The organism is Aporhodopirellula aestuarii (assembly GCF_023701485.1).
In the GTDB taxonomy this organism is placed as follows: domain Bacteria; phylum Planctomycetota; class Planctomycetia; order Pirellulales; family Pirellulaceae; genus Rhodopirellula; species Rhodopirellula aestuarii.
On the sequence record NZ_JAMQBK010000029.1, the window covers coordinates 142,165 to 159,119 of the forward strand.

Annotated in this window: 12 protein-coding genes; 2 read left to right on the forward strand and 10 right to left on the reverse strand. The window is 55.2% G+C overall.

Going from position 1 to position 16,955, the window contains the following annotated elements; translation table 11 throughout:
• Positions 1 to 410: 410 nt before the first annotated feature.
• Positions 411 to 1,799 carry an outer membrane beta-barrel protein gene (locus NB063_RS11120; RefSeq protein WP_250928798.1) on the reverse strand — a complete coding sequence of 463 codons (1,389 nt, stop codon included), beginning with the start codon at positions 1,797 to 1,799 and terminating at the stop codon, positions 411 to 413.
• 672 nt (positions 1,800 to 2,471) lie between these two features.
• Here NB063_RS11120 and rpmB point away from each other — a divergent pair.
• Together rpmB and gatC are read left to right on the forward strand one after the other, a co-directional pair.
• A complete protein-coding gene (gene rpmB, locus NB063_RS11125) occupies positions 2,472 to 2,741 on the forward strand; it encodes a 50S ribosomal protein L28 (protein ID WP_250928799.1) in 270 nt (89 codons plus the stop codon).
• Positions 2,741 to 3,049 carry an Asp-tRNA(Asn)/Glu-tRNA(Gln) amidotransferase subunit GatC gene (gatC, locus tag NB063_RS11130; protein WP_250928800.1) on the forward strand — a complete coding sequence of 103 codons (309 nt, stop codon included), beginning with the start codon at positions 2,741 to 2,743 and terminating at the stop codon, positions 3,047 to 3,049. The genes rpmB and gatC overlap by 1 nt, the downstream gene beginning before the upstream one ends.
• A gap of 82 nt (positions 3,050 to 3,131) precedes the next feature.
• Here the strand turns inward: gatC and NB063_RS11135 are convergent, their stop codons facing one another.
• From NB063_RS11135 to eda, 9 genes are all read right to left on the reverse strand, one after another.
• A complete protein-coding gene (locus NB063_RS11135; protein WP_407652605.1) occupies positions 3,132 to 4,763 on the reverse strand; it encodes a sulfatase in 1,632 nt (543 codons plus the stop codon).
• A 105-nt stretch (positions 4,764 to 4,868) separates the two neighbouring features.
• Positions 4,869 to 6,602 (reverse strand): sulfatase-like hydrolase/transferase, encoded by a 1,734-nt coding sequence (locus tag NB063_RS11140; RefSeq protein ID WP_261367315.1) that lies wholly within the window; start codon positions 6,600 to 6,602, stop codon positions 4,869 to 4,871.
• Positions 6,603 to 6,686: 84 nt separating this feature from the next.
• A complete protein-coding gene (locus tag NB063_RS11145; RefSeq protein WP_250928802.1) occupies positions 6,687 to 8,639 on the reverse strand; it encodes a glycoside hydrolase family 127 protein in 1,953 nt (650 codons plus the stop codon).
• Between the two features lie 96 nt (positions 8,640 to 8,735).
• Positions 8,736 to 10,349, reverse strand: a complete 1,614-nt coding sequence (locus tag NB063_RS11150) for an MFS transporter (protein WP_250928803.1) — start codon at positions 10,347 to 10,349, stop codon at positions 8,736 to 8,738.
• A 78-nt stretch (positions 10,350 to 10,427) separates the two neighbouring features.
• On the reverse strand, positions 10,428 to 11,621 hold the full coding sequence (locus tag NB063_RS11155; protein WP_250928804.1) for a kappa-carrageenase: 1,194 nt from the start codon (positions 11,619 to 11,621) through the stop codon (positions 10,428 to 10,430).
• 35 nt (positions 11,622 to 11,656) lie between these two features.
• Entirely contained in the window at positions 11,657 to 13,114 is a 1,458-nt protein-coding gene (locus tag NB063_RS11160) for a family 16 glycosylhydrolase (RefSeq protein WP_250928805.1), read from the reverse strand.
• Positions 13,115 to 13,189: 75 nt separating this feature from the next.
• Entirely contained in the window at positions 13,190 to 14,533 is a 1,344-nt protein-coding gene (locus tag NB063_RS11165) for a sulfatase-like hydrolase/transferase (RefSeq protein ID WP_250928806.1), read from the reverse strand.
• 382 nt (positions 14,534 to 14,915) lie between these two features.
• The gene (locus NB063_RS11170; protein ID WP_250928807.1) at positions 14,916 to 16,004 is read right to left on the reverse strand and encodes a sugar kinase; all 1,089 of its coding nucleotides are present in this window, start codon (positions 16,002 to 16,004) and stop codon (positions 14,916 to 14,918) included.
• A gap of 278 nt (positions 16,005 to 16,282) precedes the next feature.
• A complete protein-coding gene (eda, locus tag NB063_RS11175; RefSeq protein ID WP_250928808.1) occupies positions 16,283 to 16,924 on the reverse strand; it encodes a bifunctional 4-hydroxy-2-oxoglutarate aldolase/2-dehydro-3-deoxy-phosphogluconate aldolase in 642 nt (213 codons plus the stop codon).
• Between the last annotated feature and the right edge of the window lie 31 nt (positions 16,925 to 16,955).

The following is a 16,955-nucleotide window of genomic DNA, read 5'->3' on the forward strand; positions in this document are numbered from 1 at the left end:
AATCTGGTGCGACCAAAAACGAGCTTCTTAGCCGCAAGCAACCAATTCGTCTAGGTATCAATTCCCCAGACCCCCTAGTGTAGCTCATCCAATTGGATTGACCGGAGGGCGAGATCGGGAGCCGCAACCGTGAATGCCGCACAGATGGCAGGGAATACGGTTTGTATGCATTTTTCGGTCCGATTGCGGACATCTTGGGATGCGGGGCCCGAAAAATCGATTCGATCAGACCGCCGTGCGGCAGCGAAAAATGGCGGATTGGCTTGATTTCCGTTGGGAATGGCGTCTGGAGGCAAATGGCTGACATTTTGTCACTGCCCGCCGTTGCCCACCGCGCACGAAAAAACCGCCCGATCGCTGGAAGCAACCGGACGGTTTGGCGGGTTCTAGAGAACGATTAAGTGTTCTGTTTAGAACAGGAAGATCGTGTCCATGCCGAAGGTGAACTGATTGTCGTCACGATCTTCGAGAGCGACGGTCGAGGCCGCCAGGGTGGCGGCGTCGGTATCGACCCAGTCCCAGCGGATTTCAGGACGCATGATGACGTTCGAGTGAGGCTTGTAGTTCAAACCGAAAGTCAAAGCGTAGACGTCAGCGTCAGTCGCTCCAGGAACTCCACCGAAACCTTGGCTTTCGCCGTCGACGTGCCACCACTCGAAGCGTGAACCAATGCCGAGGCAATCGTTGATCGAGTACAACAGGTACTGGTTGATGCCGGCAGTGCTACGCTGGGTGTTGCCCGCAACATCTTCCGTTTCGAGAATGTCGTTTTGGAAGATGTACTGAAGTCGGTCCGACAGGGTCACGTCGAAGACGAGCGAGTGCATGTAACCGTCTTCACGAGTTCCAGCACCGGCCTTGGTTTCGCCGAATCGACCCATGGTGGTTGCGTAGGTCATGTTGACGTTGTCCGTCAGACCGAGCGAGAATCCACCCAAGTATGCGTCGCCGTTGTCTTCGAAGCCGCTGTCCCAACCGAGGCTGTATCCACCCCAGACAGTCACATCGTCGCTAACGTTGTAGGTCGCCAACGCACCGGTGTGCGTGAAAGGCTCGCTGAAGTTGAACGTGTAAGCGTGGCTGTAGAAGAAGTTGCCAGGAGCACCGACGACTTCCCATCCGATGATGGTGTAGAAGTGGCCCACTTTAACCGAGAGGTCACCGTAGCCGACTTCACCGTAAAGCTGCGGCAATGCGTGGCCGTAGTCGTTACCGTTGTCCCAGTCGTTATCCCAGTGTCCGTTATCTAAACCGAACGCTTGGGTATTGGGGCCGTCGGTACCGTAGATGTAGTCGATGCGTCCACCGAAATCGAAGCCGCTCGACGTGTCGAGAGCTTTTTCGGCGTACAACCAGCTTTGCTGAAGCTGAACTTCATCGGGGCGGTTGTTGAACGCTGGAAGAGCTGCGGAGTGATAACCGAGCGAAGCCCAGCCGCCGACGTTGATTCCGTGACCGATGTCGCCGAAGAGCGAGCAGGGGTCGCCGCAATCGCCCATAGGCAGGCATCCGCCGAGTTCACATCCGCCGATTGCACATCCTGCCGAGTCACAGCCGCTGTCGCAGCAAGTGTCTTCGCAGCAAGCCACTTCGCAGCCGCACTCAGGCTCGCAGCACAAATTGTCGCCGCAAACTGGGTCGCAGCATGTTGGCTCGCAGCCACATACTGGTTCGCCGCAGTCGCAGCTGGTTTCGCAGAAGGAAACCATGTTGATATCGTTTGCTGTCGCAGTGGTGAGGTTGTGTGCGTTGATTCCGCATGCAACGGCTGCGATCAGGGCTAATTTACTAAGCTTCATTGCTTTCTCCGTGTTTATCCCAATCCAATGGGGTCGATTTGTGGCACCAAGATAATTCGATGTGGCCAGACGATCGAAGCGACGCACTCGCGTGAGTGCATTACGTTTCGAACCTCCGCGACCGAAAACACATTTCGGTCCTGCCGGACTCTCCCACGACGCCAGCCGCCACTGACGATCGTGATTGAGACTAATGGCTGTTTCCGGTTCCACACCGGGTCGTCGCAAACTTCATCGGTGCGTGGAGGCTCCGTCCCGTTATGAAGCTGGTCGAAATGCGAGGGAACAGCCAATCGCAGGTCCTAACATTCACGTGAGAATAAGGCTGCGGGTTCAGGTGACATTGACGGCCAGGGAAAGTGTGGCGATTGAGGACGCGAAAGGCGGCTCGGTTGGGTGGGAGGAGGTTGTCTGCTGGGGGTCAACAGCCATTTTTGCCTCTGCGGGATGATCGATCCGGCCCCCTGGCCGCTCCCAGATTGCTGCGCAACCGCTCAAAATGGGGCCCTCATCCAAAGGAGTGGCGTCTGTCCGCCAAATCCTGCTTTCCATCAAGGGCGAAAGTCGCTATTCTACCGGGCTTCCAAAAAAGAAATCTTGCCTCGGTGCGTGTTTCGCACGGTGGTATACACGATCAACTACACATTTAATTAACGGCGGCGGAGAATTTCGATGGCACGACAATGCGAAGCGTGCGGCAAAAAAGTTCAAGTGGGCAATCGGATCGAAACACGCGGGAAAGCAAAATATCTCGGTGGTGTCGGTACCAAAGTCACCGGTTGTACTCGCCGCAAATTTGTCCCGAACCTGCAACGTGTGCACGTGACGTTGCCCAGCGGTGAGAACAAAACCGTCCGCGTTTGTGTGCAATGCATCCGCAGCGGAATTGTTCGTAAAACGGTCAAGACCAAGCCGTTTGACGTCAGCGGCGCGAAGAAATAGTGACTGACGGCGTCGACATCGACAAACTCGCCCGATTGGCCAAGCTCGATCTGACCGAACAGGAACGAGAGAGCTTTGGTCGCCAGGTGGGCGAAATCTTGACTTTCGTCGAACAACTCTCGCAGCTCGATACCGAGGGTGTCGAGCCGATGACGAGTGCGCTGGACGTTCAAAACCGCTTTCGCGATGACGTCCCCGGTGAGAGTCTTTCCCCCGAAACCGCCACAGCATCTGCTCCCGCCTCGCAGGACGGTTTCTTCTTGGTCCCACCCGTCCTCGGTGCCGCCGCAACCGGGAAAGACAGCTAGACGGGCTCGTTACCTCAACTTGGTGGCATTAGACCGTTTTCTGACACTTTTGGGGCTCTGACGCGTTCGGAACTGCGGCACGCTAGTTGGCTGCGGTCGCAAGCTGTGCTTTCCAGCCTGCTCTGAACGTTGCGAGTAATTCTGCGACCAGCTCCGGGTGATCGTCGGCGATATTGACCGTTTCGGACGGATCGGATTGATGGTCGTAAAGTTCGATGTCGATCGGATCGGCCAACGCGTTGCGGTAGTCTTGCCACACCACGAGACGGTACCGGTCGGTCCGCATTGTATAACCCATCAGATGCGTCTCGAATAAGTCACGATCCCACTTATCACCCTGTTGCTCGATGATGCGTTCTTCAACCTCTTGGATCAGCGGGCCGAAGAACGTTTCACGCATCCCGGCGGACAACGGGTTGGCTGCCCATTCACGCAGCGCCGGGTTGGGGAACTGACTGAACGCGGCTGTTTTCCAAGGCAGGTTGGGATCGCGAATGAGGGGATGGAAGCTGTGCCCTTCTAAGTGCTCGGGTTGAGCGATGCCGGCCAGCTCGCAAAGCGTTGGGTACATGTCAACCAACTCCACCAAGGCATCTGTCTTGGATCCGCGAACAGATTCGGGCATATCGGGCGTCCAGATCATGAGGGGAACCCGCGTGGCGATATCGTAATTGGTCGCCTTGCCCCAGATGCCCATGTCGCCGAGGTGCCAACCGTGGTCGCCCCACACGATGATGATCGTGTTCTCACGGACGCCCGCTTCGTCCAGTGCATCAATCATCCTCCCGAGCTGTGCGTCAACGTAGCTCACGCATGCCAGGTATGCGTGCTTGAGCGTGCGTGACATTTCCTCGTCGATTGGGCCATGTTTAGGGATGCCATCTCGGACGCGTAGTTCAAACGATGGATGCAGCCCCATGGCGGCACCGTTCTCCGGAGGCGTGGTGTGTTCCGCCAGCGGGATGTCGTTGGGATCGTAGAGGTCCCAATAACGTTTCGGTGCAATGAATTCGAGGTGCGGCTTCTTCATGCCGAGCCCGAGAAAGAACGGTTTGTCCTGGTCAGACACCAGTTCTTTCAACGTCGCGATCGCGGAGTCGGTGTTGTATCCGTCTTCATAGGTGTTGTCGGGGACATCGGCGGCTTCGTACGCGGGACCATGGATCAGTCCGCTACCCGCGATCGCTGTGCCGTATTTAGCGTCGAGGACTTCTTTGTTCGTACGCCAGATCGCTTGGTTCTCTGGCAATGCGTAACCGCCTGCTGTGTTGATCCGTTTGACCTTGGGCCGGGTCGGTTTGCGGCTCCAAGACTTGTCTTGATCAGCAGTCGGATCGTTATGAAAAATCTTCCCGCTATAGACGGCTTCGTACCCGTTGGCGATGAAGTGTTGCGGGAGTGTGACGATGTCCGGGTTGAGTTCACGGAAGTAGGCATAGTTCTCGACCACGCCGATCGTGTCCGGTCGTGCTCCGGTCATCAGGCTGGCACGCGATGGGCTGCAGATCGCTTGTTGGCAATACGCTCGATTGAACAACAAACCTTGTGATGCCAACTTGTCGAGGTTGGGGGTGATCGCAATTTCGGAACCGTAGCACCCGAGTTCGGGGCGGAGGTCATCGATGGCGAGGAACAGAATATTGGGGCGATCGGCGGCTTGGCTAGTTGCCGAGAGAAGGGGCAGCAGCAGGCAGAGTGTGGGGATGATTTTCATCAGCAGGAATCCTGGGAACGTCTTCGCGGATTTCAAAAGGAATCTGTCGGAGTGTGCAAACCACGTAGCCGAGAGACTGACCTACGTGGTGAGTTGTGTGTTGGGTTACTTTGCCCAGTACGCTTTCTTTTCCAAGCCCGATGCGATGCCGTCTTGGTTGGTGTCGATCTCCTGAAAAATCGCTTCCACCTTTTCCTGATTCCAGGTCCAGCCGTTCTTGTCCCACTTGGCTTTTTCCAAGCCGATGAAGTGTTCGAGTGTGCTGTCACCGCGTTTGAGTTTGATTCCCGACGACGTCACTTGAGGGGCTTCGACGACCGGCTCGGCGATGTCGCTGTCGGTTACGTGAGTGGCAGGGCGAAGCGGTGGTGCGCCGACTTTGACTTCAAATGTTTGGTCAAAGTGAGGCATTTCCGCTTCATGCCATTTGTCGCGAGCAACGGGTGAATCGAAGAACAAAGGCTCCGTGTGCGTTTGACTCCAATTCTCGGCGGCAGCGATCAACTCTTCGAGTCGTTCGGGATTGCTGGCAGCCAGGTCGTGCGTTTCTCCCAAGTCCTCGGTGATGTTGAACAATCGCCAGGGGTGGTTGGCATAGCGGACCGCTTTCCAGTCACCGCGTCGTGCACTGACGTCGCTATAACCATCGCGATGCCGCATCGCAAAGATCACGTCGTTGGGTCGTGGGTTGGTGCCGCTGGTGATGTCCGCAAGGATGTTTTTTCCATCCAGCTTCTTGCCGCTTGGAATGTCGGCCCCGGCGAGTGCGGCGAAGGTGGGATAGAAGTCGAGCGCCGTAACGGGATAGTCGAACCTCTGGGCGGGGATCTTGTTCGGCCAGTGGAAGAACATCGGTACGCGAAAACCACCTTCCCAGGTGTCACCTTTCACTCCACGAAACGGCGCGTTGGAAGATCCGAAGACAGATTTACCGCCGTTGTCGCTCAGGAAAATCACCAAGGTGTTTTCGAACTGGCCTTGTTCTTTCAACGTTTGCGTGATGAGACCGACGCCCCGGTCGACTGCCGTTACCATGCCAGCGACGACGCGTCGTTTGCGGTTTTTGATGTGCGAGTTTGCCGCCAGGTCCTCCTCTTTGGCTTCCATCGGCGAATGGGGCGCGTTGTATGCGAGGTACAGAAAGAACGGGCTGTCTTTCGTTGAGGCTTCGTTGATGAAACGGACTGCTTGTTTGGACAGCGCGTCGGTCAGGTATTCGTCTTCCGTGGTTTGTTTACCGTTATGCTCGAGCGGCAGTAGGTAGTCGTTGATGTTTGTCTTTCCTGAACGTTTCTGTCTTTCGTAAGCGGCGGAATACTGTTCGGGAAAATAGTTGTGGCCGCCGCCGAGAAACCCGTAGAAGTCATCAAAACCACGGTGGTTGGGATGATAATCGGCTTCTTCCCCGAGGTGCCACTTGCCGATCGCCCCGGTGGTGTAGCCCGCAGTTTGAAGAACGGTGCTGATGATGGTTTCGTCTTTGGGGATACCGAGTTTGTTGTAGTCGTCCATGCCGGCATGCACTGGCGGCAAGTTGTATTGGCCGCCGAACGCATGCGGGTATCGTCCCGACATCATGCCCATGCGACTGGGGCCACAGAACGGGTGCGCCACGTAACCAGAGGTGCAAATCGTGCCCGCTTTGGCGAGCGAATCCAAATTTGGAGTGCGAATGTCGGGGGCGCCGCTGAAGCCGACATCGGAATAACCCAAGTCGTCACACATGATGACCAAGATATTTGGGCACGATGATGTTTCAGCAGCGTCGCATGAAGCCGGCAGCGCCGACAAGCCAGCAAAAAGTATCAAGAGTAAGGTTGGAAGCCATGCGGTTTTCATTGGATGCGCCGTTCTTTCGTCGGATGGTATGGGGAATGCGGCAGTCCGCCGACGTGTTTCGGAGTGGATGCGATGTTCGGTTCGCTACTTCCAAACGACTGGCAGCCAGACTGTCATTTCGGCGTTGCCTCGGTTGGACCACGCGTAATAAGGGACGAACCGAACCGAGGTGTTCTTCCATTCAGGTTTGCCGATCGGTTCGTACATCGACGTTCGTTCGTCTGACTTGACGTGAACGTTCCCGGTCAGCGTCGTGATGCCGCCCAAGACATCGGGGTCGTTTTGTTTTTCGAGTTCAATGTCACTGGGGACATAAACATCCAGCGTGCGGGTGCCCTCGGGCAAGTCGGGTGACTCGAGGCAGTACACCAGCGGGCCGACTTTGATCGCGGTCTGGTTTCGAGTTTCTTCGATGAAGGGATGGCCTTTCATCAGTTTGACGTCCATCGGCAATTTGAGATCGATGGTGTCGCCAGGCTTCCACGCACGATGGATCCTTGCGAAGGTTCCCGGACTGATTTCCTCGCCCGAGGCGTCGCCGTTGACGAGCAGTGTGCATTGGTCGGCCCATCCCGGGATTCGGATCAAGATTTCAAACGGTTCTTGCTTGCACGCATCGATCGTGATCTTGACGTTACCCTCCCATGGGTAGCCGGAATCCTGGTGGAGTTTGATTTCGGAGCCATCGGTAAGCTTTGTCGCTAGTCGATTGCCGCCAAATAAGTTCACTGCCACCCCGTTGCTGGTCAGGCTATAGGCCCAGTTGGATATTTTGGCGATGGTGCGAACCAGGTTGGGCGGGCAACAGAAACACTCGATGTACGGTTCGCGGTTGGCTGATTCGGTGCAGTCGCGGTTGTCCTGGTACTCACGTTGTCCATGGTTATAACGCAGCGGATTGGCGTAGAAGTAGTGTTTGCCATCCGCACTGATGCCGACCAGTGCGCTGTTGTATGCGACCAGTTCCATGATGTCGGCATGTCGCGAATCGCCTTTGATGCCGAGCATTCGGAAATTGAACATCGCGTTGGCGATGTTGGCACAGGTCTCGTTGTATGCCGTCGCATTGGGCATCAGGTACGCGTCCAGGAACCCCTCTTCGATCTTGTCGCGGCGAGTTGACGCCCCGAAGTGAGCCTGCCCGACCGCGCCGGTGACATACATTTTTTTGTTGGCGACGTTGTCCCACAACCGATCGAGTGCATCGATCAGTGCCTGCTCGCCGGTTTCGGCATACACGTCTGCGGCGCCGGCGTAGTAATACAATGCCAACACGGCGTGGCCGACCGCTTCGGTTTCTTCACGGAGCGGCACCCTTTCTTGGACCATGTCGCCGATCGGGTAACCTTCGGTGCTGGAATCTTCGACGACTGGGGACTTGCCCCGGTTGTTAATGAAGATCTCCGCAAGCTCTAAATAGCGTTTGTCCTTAGTGGTGCGGTAAAGTTCGGTCAGACCCATGATTTGAGACTGATTGAAACCGAATCGCGACAGCTCCTTGGGTTGTGGTTGGAATAGCTTGTAAAGCAGATTTGCGTTCTTAATCGCGGTATCTAAGAAGTTCGTCTTCCCCGTGACGCGGTGATGCACGCACGCGGTGGTGTACAGGTGACCGCAGTTGTACATCTCGTGGTACTTGCGGTTGGAAAAGTGGGCGGTGCCATCAATTTGGATGTTGGTATGCAGGTAGCCGTCGTCTTCTTGTGCTTTGGCAATGACCTCAATGATCTCGTCGAGTTCATCGATGATCTTGGCGTCTTGATTGACAGCGTAGATGTAGACGGCGGCTTCCATCCATTTGAAAAAGTCGCCATCGTGCCAGGCAAAACCTTGGTGTTTGCCTTTTTTGAGGCCGGCGGCGATCTTGAAATTATTGTAACCATGGCCGATGTCGCCTTTGAGTAACGTGCCCATGTGGGGCACCATCACTTCTTCGCACTGTTTGAATTTCTCGGCCCAGAAGCCATCTGTCCATCGGCAATCGCCGATGCCGATGCTTTTGAGTTTGACGTGTGGGCTATTGGTTGTGTCGATCATGGTTGTTAATTGGACGTGATAGATGAGATCATGAAAGTGCTGCTTTCAGATAACTGGGCAGCGGACTCATTTGCGAACCCGTGACGTCTAAGCCGCTTAAGTTTTCGCCTGTAGTGCTGTTTGAATTTCCTCGATGCTCATGTTTTTGGTTTCTTTCAGTGTGAAGAACAGGATTACCAATCCGACAAAAACGGTACCGGCATAGAACAGGAAAACCGCGGTCATTCCCATGCTTTCGAGTTGTCGCGGGAAGAAAAACTGAACCAGCCAACTGGTTAAGCTGGTGACGATCGTGAAAAACGGGATCGCGATCCCGCGCACCGAGACCGGGAAAATTTCCGAGAACAGAACCCACATCACGGGGCCGACCGAAAAGTGAAATGCGGCGATGAAACTCAGGATCCCGATCAACACGAGCTTGGCGTTAATCTGGATGGAGGCATCCAAAATGGTGCCCATGTGTTTGTTGGCATCTTCTATCCCCAATGCTCCACGAATCGCCTGTTTGAATTCAATGTCGCTGGTGTGCTCGACGCCGGCCAGGGAATTCAGGCGGTCGACGTTGTTTAGAGCGGTTCGCTCTGATTCCTCGAGTGAAGCGTCTTTGATTTCCGCGGCTTCCATGGCGGCGATCGTTTGTTCGCTGACGACGTAGCGAGCGTTCTTGAACGCGTACGAGCAAATGCCCAAGCTCGCGATGATCCAAACCATCCCCCAAATGATTAGCGGTCGACGGCCGAGTCGATCCACCAGCAGCAATCCCATCACGGTGAAGACGATGCTGGTCAAGCCAACCCATATGGCCTGCACGAAGGCGGCGTCGGACCCGATTCCGAGTTGTTTGAAAATGGTTTGGGCGTAGAACAGGACGGCGTTGATCCCTGTCGATTGCTGGGCGATGGCGATGGTCATGGCGATCACAAACGTCAATCGCATCGGCTTGCCAAAGATCACTCGTAGCTGGGCGACGATCGAATGGTCTTCGGTGCTCTTGTGGATGCTCTCGCGAACTTCGTCCACGTGGGCTTCGATCTCGTCTTCGGGCATCAGTTTCCGCAATGTGTTCTTGGCGTCTTCATCACGATGTTGGAAAACGAACCACGAGGGGCTTTCTGGAATGGTCAGCAGCAAGCCAAACCAGATGACGGCAAACGGAATTTCGGAACCCAACATCCAACGCCACGTGCTCGTGTCGAGTCCCATGTTGACTACCCACGGAGCACCGGAGGTGGCCCAGTGATTAATCAGATAGTTGACGAAGTAGGCTCCTGAGAGCCCGATCACGATGTTGATTTGTGTCATCGAAACCAGTTTGCCACGTAGTTTGGGTGGCGCGATCTCGCCGATGTACATCGATGCTAACGAGATCGAACTGAACGCGAGTCCGCCCAGGAATCGAGCCGCAACGAGGGTCCAGTAACTGGGAGCCAGTGCCGAACAAATTGCCGAAATCAAATAGAGCACTGCGATCAATAGGATCGCTTTTTTGCGACCGAACTGGTTGCAGATATATCCTGCAAACGGCAACGCGACCAACACGCCTAACGCCGGAGCACTGACGGCGGTTCCGAGCTGTTCAGGCGTCAGCGAGAATTCCGCGGTGATGTAGTCAATCGTTCCCGAGATGAGTGCCGCATCCAATCCAAACAGAAACCCTCCCATGGCGACGATCGTCGAATAGATCAAGGCGTTCGTCTTGTAAGATTTCATGTTTGATTCGTCGAACAGTGGGGGTGTTGCAATCGGAAAATCAATGAGACCAATTTAGCTTTTTGGAAAGCTCCTGGGTTACTTCGCCGAGGCCTTTTTATTGGTAAACCATTGTTGGCGTTCGATGCCTGACGCGATGCCGTCGTTGTTGGTATCCATTTCCGCGAAGTTGGCTTCTACCTTGGCTTGATTCCATGGCCAGCCATTTTTTTCCCACTTGGCTTTTTCCATGGCGATGAATTGGTCTCGGTTCATTCCGTTACCTGTAGCTGTCTGTTTCGGCTTATTGCCCATCGCAGGTTTCGCATTGGTGACCGGCCCTTTGGATTGCTTTGCCGGCGTGGATGATTCTGCGACGACGTCGTTGTTCCGCCAAACCCGGACGTAGTCGACCAACATCTCGGTCGGGAATCCTTCTTGAGTGGTCTTTTCAAGAACAGCGACACGTTGCCCATTCTTGTAAGCCTCAAAAGGATGACGCAGCCCCAGCGATAACGTCACGTGCATCGGGAGATGCCAGTACAGATTGGGTTTACGGGCTACCTCTTTTCCATCGATGTACCAGATGACGAAGTCTTTATTGTTTTCCACGCCGTAGACATGAAAGTCTTCACGTGGATCAAACGGGGCGTGGTACTCGTTCTTGTTCGTTTCTGGGTGGGTGCCAGGACGGATCCACTGTCGTTGGCCGTCACGGATCAAGACCGCGTGCAGGTTACAGTCAATCACGTCGACACCGTTATATTGTTTGGTTTCTTTGTCGAACTCGCACTGTTGAAGTTCGATGATGTCGATTTCGGAATAGGCTACGGTCTCGCCATCACGTGCTAGATAGCGGTTTTCAGGGCCTTTGCTGTGCAGCCAGAACGCCGGTGATGCACCAGGAAACAAGTCGCAGCCTTTGACGCGGGCTTCAAAGTAACCGTAGACCGCCGTGGAGTACTGACGGGCGATGCCGGACTTGTAGGCGAGTTTCGTGCTTCCGCGTTGGTGATCTTCTTGCACCATTTGCAAGTGCAGCGATCCGTCTTGCTGAAACGCATTTTCGGGTTCCCAGCTCCACGTTCCCCAATCTTCGGTGTCGATGTTCCACTTCTTCGTGTCGATCTGACCGCTATCAAATTCGTCGGATTGATCCGCAACGAATTCCCAGTCACCGGGGCTCGTTTGAAAGATTGCTCCTACCGGAGACGGTTCAGTCGCGTTGGATGGCAACGTCATTGACAACAACAGGGCTGGCAAGATTGCCAAATAGGAAGCGACCAGTTTCATTTTGTTTGACTACAGCGTGGGGAAAAAAGAGGAATTCAGAGCGACGTTTCGAAACGCTCGATCGTGATGTCATCGAGGTAGATGAGGTTACTGCCGCTTGGGACATCCCTGCGGTTCAAAGAGATTTTCATTCGGTCTGAATCGGTGGAGCCCCTTTCCAACGAGAAGCGATGTGTCACAGTGACCCACTCGCCTTTTTCGCACGCGGCTAGGTCGATCGTGAGAAGTTCGACCGCCGGCGCGGTAAACGAAATCTGTAGCTTTTTAGCAGTGCTCTTTGGATCGATCCAAACTTGGGTTGTGAGTTCATAATCGCCTGCCGGGAGATCGACGCTTCCTTCGGGGCCGACCACCGACGCGACTTCGGATTGCATCTCACCGTCCGTTGTGAATCGGAGGCTCCGTGTTCCTGATGCAAACGTCTCATGACGAACGATCTCAAAGTGTTTTGAGGACTCTTGGTCGATACGCCAGAATTGTTGGTAGCGGTTGTTAGCAGAACTTTCAGGAACGAGGTCAAGCGGTCGTTCGTTCTCTTGGAACAGATAGGGACCTTCGAATCCGAAGAAGGCGCGATCGAGGAGATTGGTTTGTGGTTTCTGCCAGACTCGTACGTATTCAATTTCGAAATCGGAAGGTAGTTCTTCTTGGGTCGGTAAACCGAGCCAGACGAAAATTTCGGAATCTAGCCAAATTTCCAGCGGGTTGGTCAGCACCCAGTGCTTGCCTTCTTTTTCTTGCGTCGTTTCGTAAACCAGTTCGCCATCAATAAAGCACTTCAAGTAATCTTCGCCCCACTCACAACCAAAGACGTGAAAGTCATCGGCCAAGCGATACGGGAGCTTTTTCTTGTAGCCGAATTTGCGAGTCGGTCGTTCGGCGGGCGGTTGCCAATCATGCACGCTCATTTTGGTGCTGTCTTCCTCGATGTCATTCCCTGCGTTGGGGTTGCCCATTTGTTCGTAGACATCGAGTTCGGACTCGTAGCCGATTGCCCAAAACGCGGCGGTCATCGCAGAATCACCTGGCTTGGATTTGACTTCCATGTAGCCGTTTAGAAAACGTTTGCGGCTGATCACGCCGCCGGTGGTGACCGGGACGTCTTTGCCCTCGTGGGTGCGGTAGGTGTTTCCTTCATGTCCTTCGTCCTTGGCGAAATCAAAGTCGGGTTCCCATTGCGACCGGATTTTGAGTTTGCCGTCTTCGACGAAAACGTTGTGAGGAGCGAATTGGGAGGGGGCGCGACCTTTCCAAATGTAATACTCGCCATTCTGGCCTTCAACAAACCATTTGGATTGGTCGATCTCGTCGCCTTCAAACTCGTCACTGATGTCTTCGCGAAGGATCCAGTTGCCTGAGTTGGTTGGGTCCGAGGCGGGGTACACCGTAGTCGAACGAGTGTCTTGAGCCTGCGTGTTGGAGGAGGCGATCAACAAGAGACTGATGCCGAGGATGCTCCGCACTGCAGAAATTTCTGAGCTGGCGATGCTCATGGTGATTTCCTTGACTGGATAGACAGGAGGTGTGGGAAAGGCGATCGAGAGGAAGAGGACCTCTGTAAGATCGCATCAATATTCTTTTGCGGGTGGTGAGCGGAATTGATCCGTGCGCCGCGATGACCATCCTTCTTCAGCTCGCCGGAGCATGAACAGGGGGCGTTCGAGTTCGAGTTCCCAAGCAAACATATCGCGGAAGAGCCGTTTCACGATTTCGGGATGCTGGCGAGCGAGGTCATTTTGCTCGGCGGGATCTTTGGCGAGATCGAACAGTTCCGCCGGGCGATCTGGGTAACGCAGTAGCTTCCAATCGCCCTCGCGTATGGCACCGCGTGTTTCCATTTTCCAGTGCAGTGTTTCGTGTGGCCTGCCGTCTGTTTTGCCCTGTAGGAAGGGCAACATGTTGACTCCGTCGAGTCCTTCGATGGCCTCCGGATCGCCGCCACCTGCGGCAACGAATGTGGGGAGCAGATCGAGCGTGATCAGCGGTGATTCATAAACCGAGTTGCCTTTTAACTTGCTCGGCCAAGAGATGATTCCGGGAACGCGAATGCCGCCTTCGAGTTGGGTGCCCTTGATTCCGCTCAAGGGATAATTGCTCGATCCGTTGGTATCCATTGGACCGCCGTTGTCATTCGTGAACACGACAATGGTGTTTTCGCTGAGACCGAGATCGCTGAGCTTGTCGATGATTTTTCCGCACGCGCGGTCCAAGGCCAGCATCATTTGGGCTGCGGTTCGGCGAGTCCCTTCGAGTTGAGGGAACGTGTCTTTGTCGTTGGGGTCCGCTTGCATCGGGGTGTGTACCGCGGTGAAGGACACGTAGGCGAAGAAGGGAGCGTCATCGCTGCGTTGGATGAAGTCGCAGGCTTCGTCCGCGATGACGTTGGTCAGGTAACCCTCGTGCTCCTGATAGTTTTCAAAGTCTCGCTCGATCCAATTTTCATGAGCGACCTGATCGAGGTTTTCATACGCAAAGAAGCTGCGAGCGCCACCTCGCATCCCGTAGAACTCATCGAAGCCACGACGGAGCGGGTGATATCGATCGGCGACTCCCATATGCCATTTTCCGAACACCGCCGTGCGATAACCGAGGTCTTGCAGATGGTTGCCCATGGTCTTGAGATGAGTCGGCAAACCCATCTCGTCGCCGAGCAGTTTGCTGTGGGGGCTCATGATCCCGGGAACGTTGATTTCCTCGTAACCGAACCGCTGTTGGTAGCGACCCGAGAGCAAGCCGGCGCGAGACGGTCCGCACGTTTCACCAGACACATAGAACTGGGTTAAGCGGACTCCCGATTTGGCGAGGCGGTCGAGGTGGGGTGTTTTGAAATGTTGGCTGCCTTGAAAACCAAAGTCGCCATAGCCTGCATCGTCAGCAAACAGCAGCACGATATTGGGTTGGTCCGCAGCCATGCACCCTATCGGCAGGCACCCAAGGACCGCGAGCAACAGGAACCGGATGAATCGCAATTTAGAACCTCTGAGTACTGATTACGTGTTTCGCCTCGATCGCAGAGGCTGCGTGATGTGGGAACCGGGCGGAATTACCCAGCTCATCACATCCTATTGTAATACAATATAGAAATCGCAGAGTCAATGGGCTGGAAGTCGCTGATAAGCGATTTCTTATGAAATGTCTGGCACCGTTAAGCGGATGATGGATTGGATCGTATCCGGCATGGGTGCCTTTTTGGGCAACGGCGTTGTTGCTTGCCGATTTCGACGCCGCCCGTTCTCACGTCGCGGCCGACGTGGACGGAGGCATTTCGCCGGGCATAAACACGCCGAGACCTCGCTATCGAATGACGCGTCCCGAGGCGGATCCGCCCATCAGCGATTCCACTTCACCACGCGTCGAATAGTTGAAGTCACCTTTGATGGAATGCTTCAAGCATGACGCGGCCACCGCAAAGCTGACTGCCGTTTGCGGCTCGCTCAGTTCTTCCGTGATAAGGCTGAAAATGAGCCCACCGGCAAATGCATCTCCGCCGCCGACTCGATCGACAATGTTCTTGATCTGATAAGGCTGGTAGTTGCCGTTGGGGTCCAGCGGCGCGAAGACGGGTTGGTCCGCAGCGACGTCGTAGAGCATGGCGCCCCAATTGTTGTGGGTCGCCGAAAGGCTTTCGCGTAACGTGATCGCGACTTTACTGATATTGGGAAACTGCTTAATGACCTGGCGCGCTACCTCGGGATAGCGGGACGTGTCTAGGGATCCTGAGTGCACGTCAGTGTCGCCGGCTTGGATTCCGAGCACATCATGGCAGTCTTCTTCATTCGCGATGACCACGTCGACGAAGGGTAGGATTTCCTTCATGGTTTCTTGAGCAAGTTCTCGTGATGATTTCGGCGGCGCCCATTTCCACAGCTTACCCCGGAAGTTGAGGTCGATTGAAACGGTCGCGCCGGCGTATTTGGCTTTCTGGGCCGCGATGCGGGTGGCTTCCGCGGCATTCTTGGACAGGGCAGGGGTGATGCCACTGAGATGCAGCCACTGGGCACCCTTCAAGATTGAGGCCCAGTCGTACCGGTCCGCTGGAGTGATCGAGATCGCTGAGTCGTCGCGATCATAAATCACGTTACTGGGACGCTGGTTCGCACCCGTTTCAAGAAAATAGAGCCCGAGACGGCCCTCGTCGGTTCGCAGCACATACTGTGTGTCGATCCCAACGGCGCGAACCGCATCCATCGTCGCGTCAGCCAACGCGTGCTTGGGAAGCGCCGTTACGTAGCGAGCGGTCCCGCCGAAGTTACAGATCGATGCCGCCACGCTGGCTTCGGCCCCGGCATAGGTGACTTCCAAGTCGCGGGTCTGGCGAAGACGAAGGTTTCCGGGGGCGGCCAGGCGTCCCATGATTTCGCCAAAAGTCACTACCGTTTTCATACTCTCATTCCACTCGCGGGTCAGAAATTAAATGGGGACAACAAAGAACTAAGGAGATTGTTCCGCGTTCTCTTCAGGTTGTTTGTGTAGAAACCGGGGCCCCGAAATCGCACTCAGCAACGTTATGGGACGTGGATTGTTTTAGTACTTCTATAGCGGAACAGCGCAAGCTGTCCGGTCCCGAGTCACCGGACGGTTCGCGCCGTTTTGCTACAGTTGAAATGCCGCAGTCATTCAATCAATGTCCCTGAACGATTTCGTAGCCGCAGCTTGATGGGTTATCGGTTTTGACTGGTGACGGCAGCGGCTCGCGCGGTGATCCCGGCCCAGTCTTCGCGGTCGACCAGTTCTTTTTTGACGATCCAAGATCCACCGACGGTGGGCACGTAGGGTTCACTCAGATACGTCGACATGTTCTCCGCGTTGATTCCGCCAAGCGGGAAGTATTCGATGCCCAGGTGCTGATAGGGCGCCGCCATGCTGCGCAGGTATGCGATTCCCCCTGCAGGTTCGGCTGGGAAAAATTTGACGAATCGACAACCCAGTTCGATCGCGGCCTCGAGGTCCGATGGGGTGGCGATGCCGGGGGCAAAAGGCAGCCCGGCTTCTTGTGCGGCGCGAACCACACGTGGATTCATCCCCGGGGCGACGCCGAAATCGGCTCCTGCCGCTTTCACCTCGACGGCGGTTTCCGGAGTCAAGATGGTACCGACGCCGACCAGCATTTCGGGAACGCCCGCACAGATTGCTTGGACGGACTGCATGCCAGCGGCGGTTCGCAGCGTCAACTCGATCGCATCGATGCCACCGGCGAGTAACGCCTTGGCCAGCGGGACGGCATGTTCAACCTTGTCTACCGAAAAGCCCGCTACGACGCCGGACTTTTTGAGTCGATCTAATATTTCGGTGGGGAAGCTCATGAGCGGGCGACAAGAGTCGTTATGGATTGTG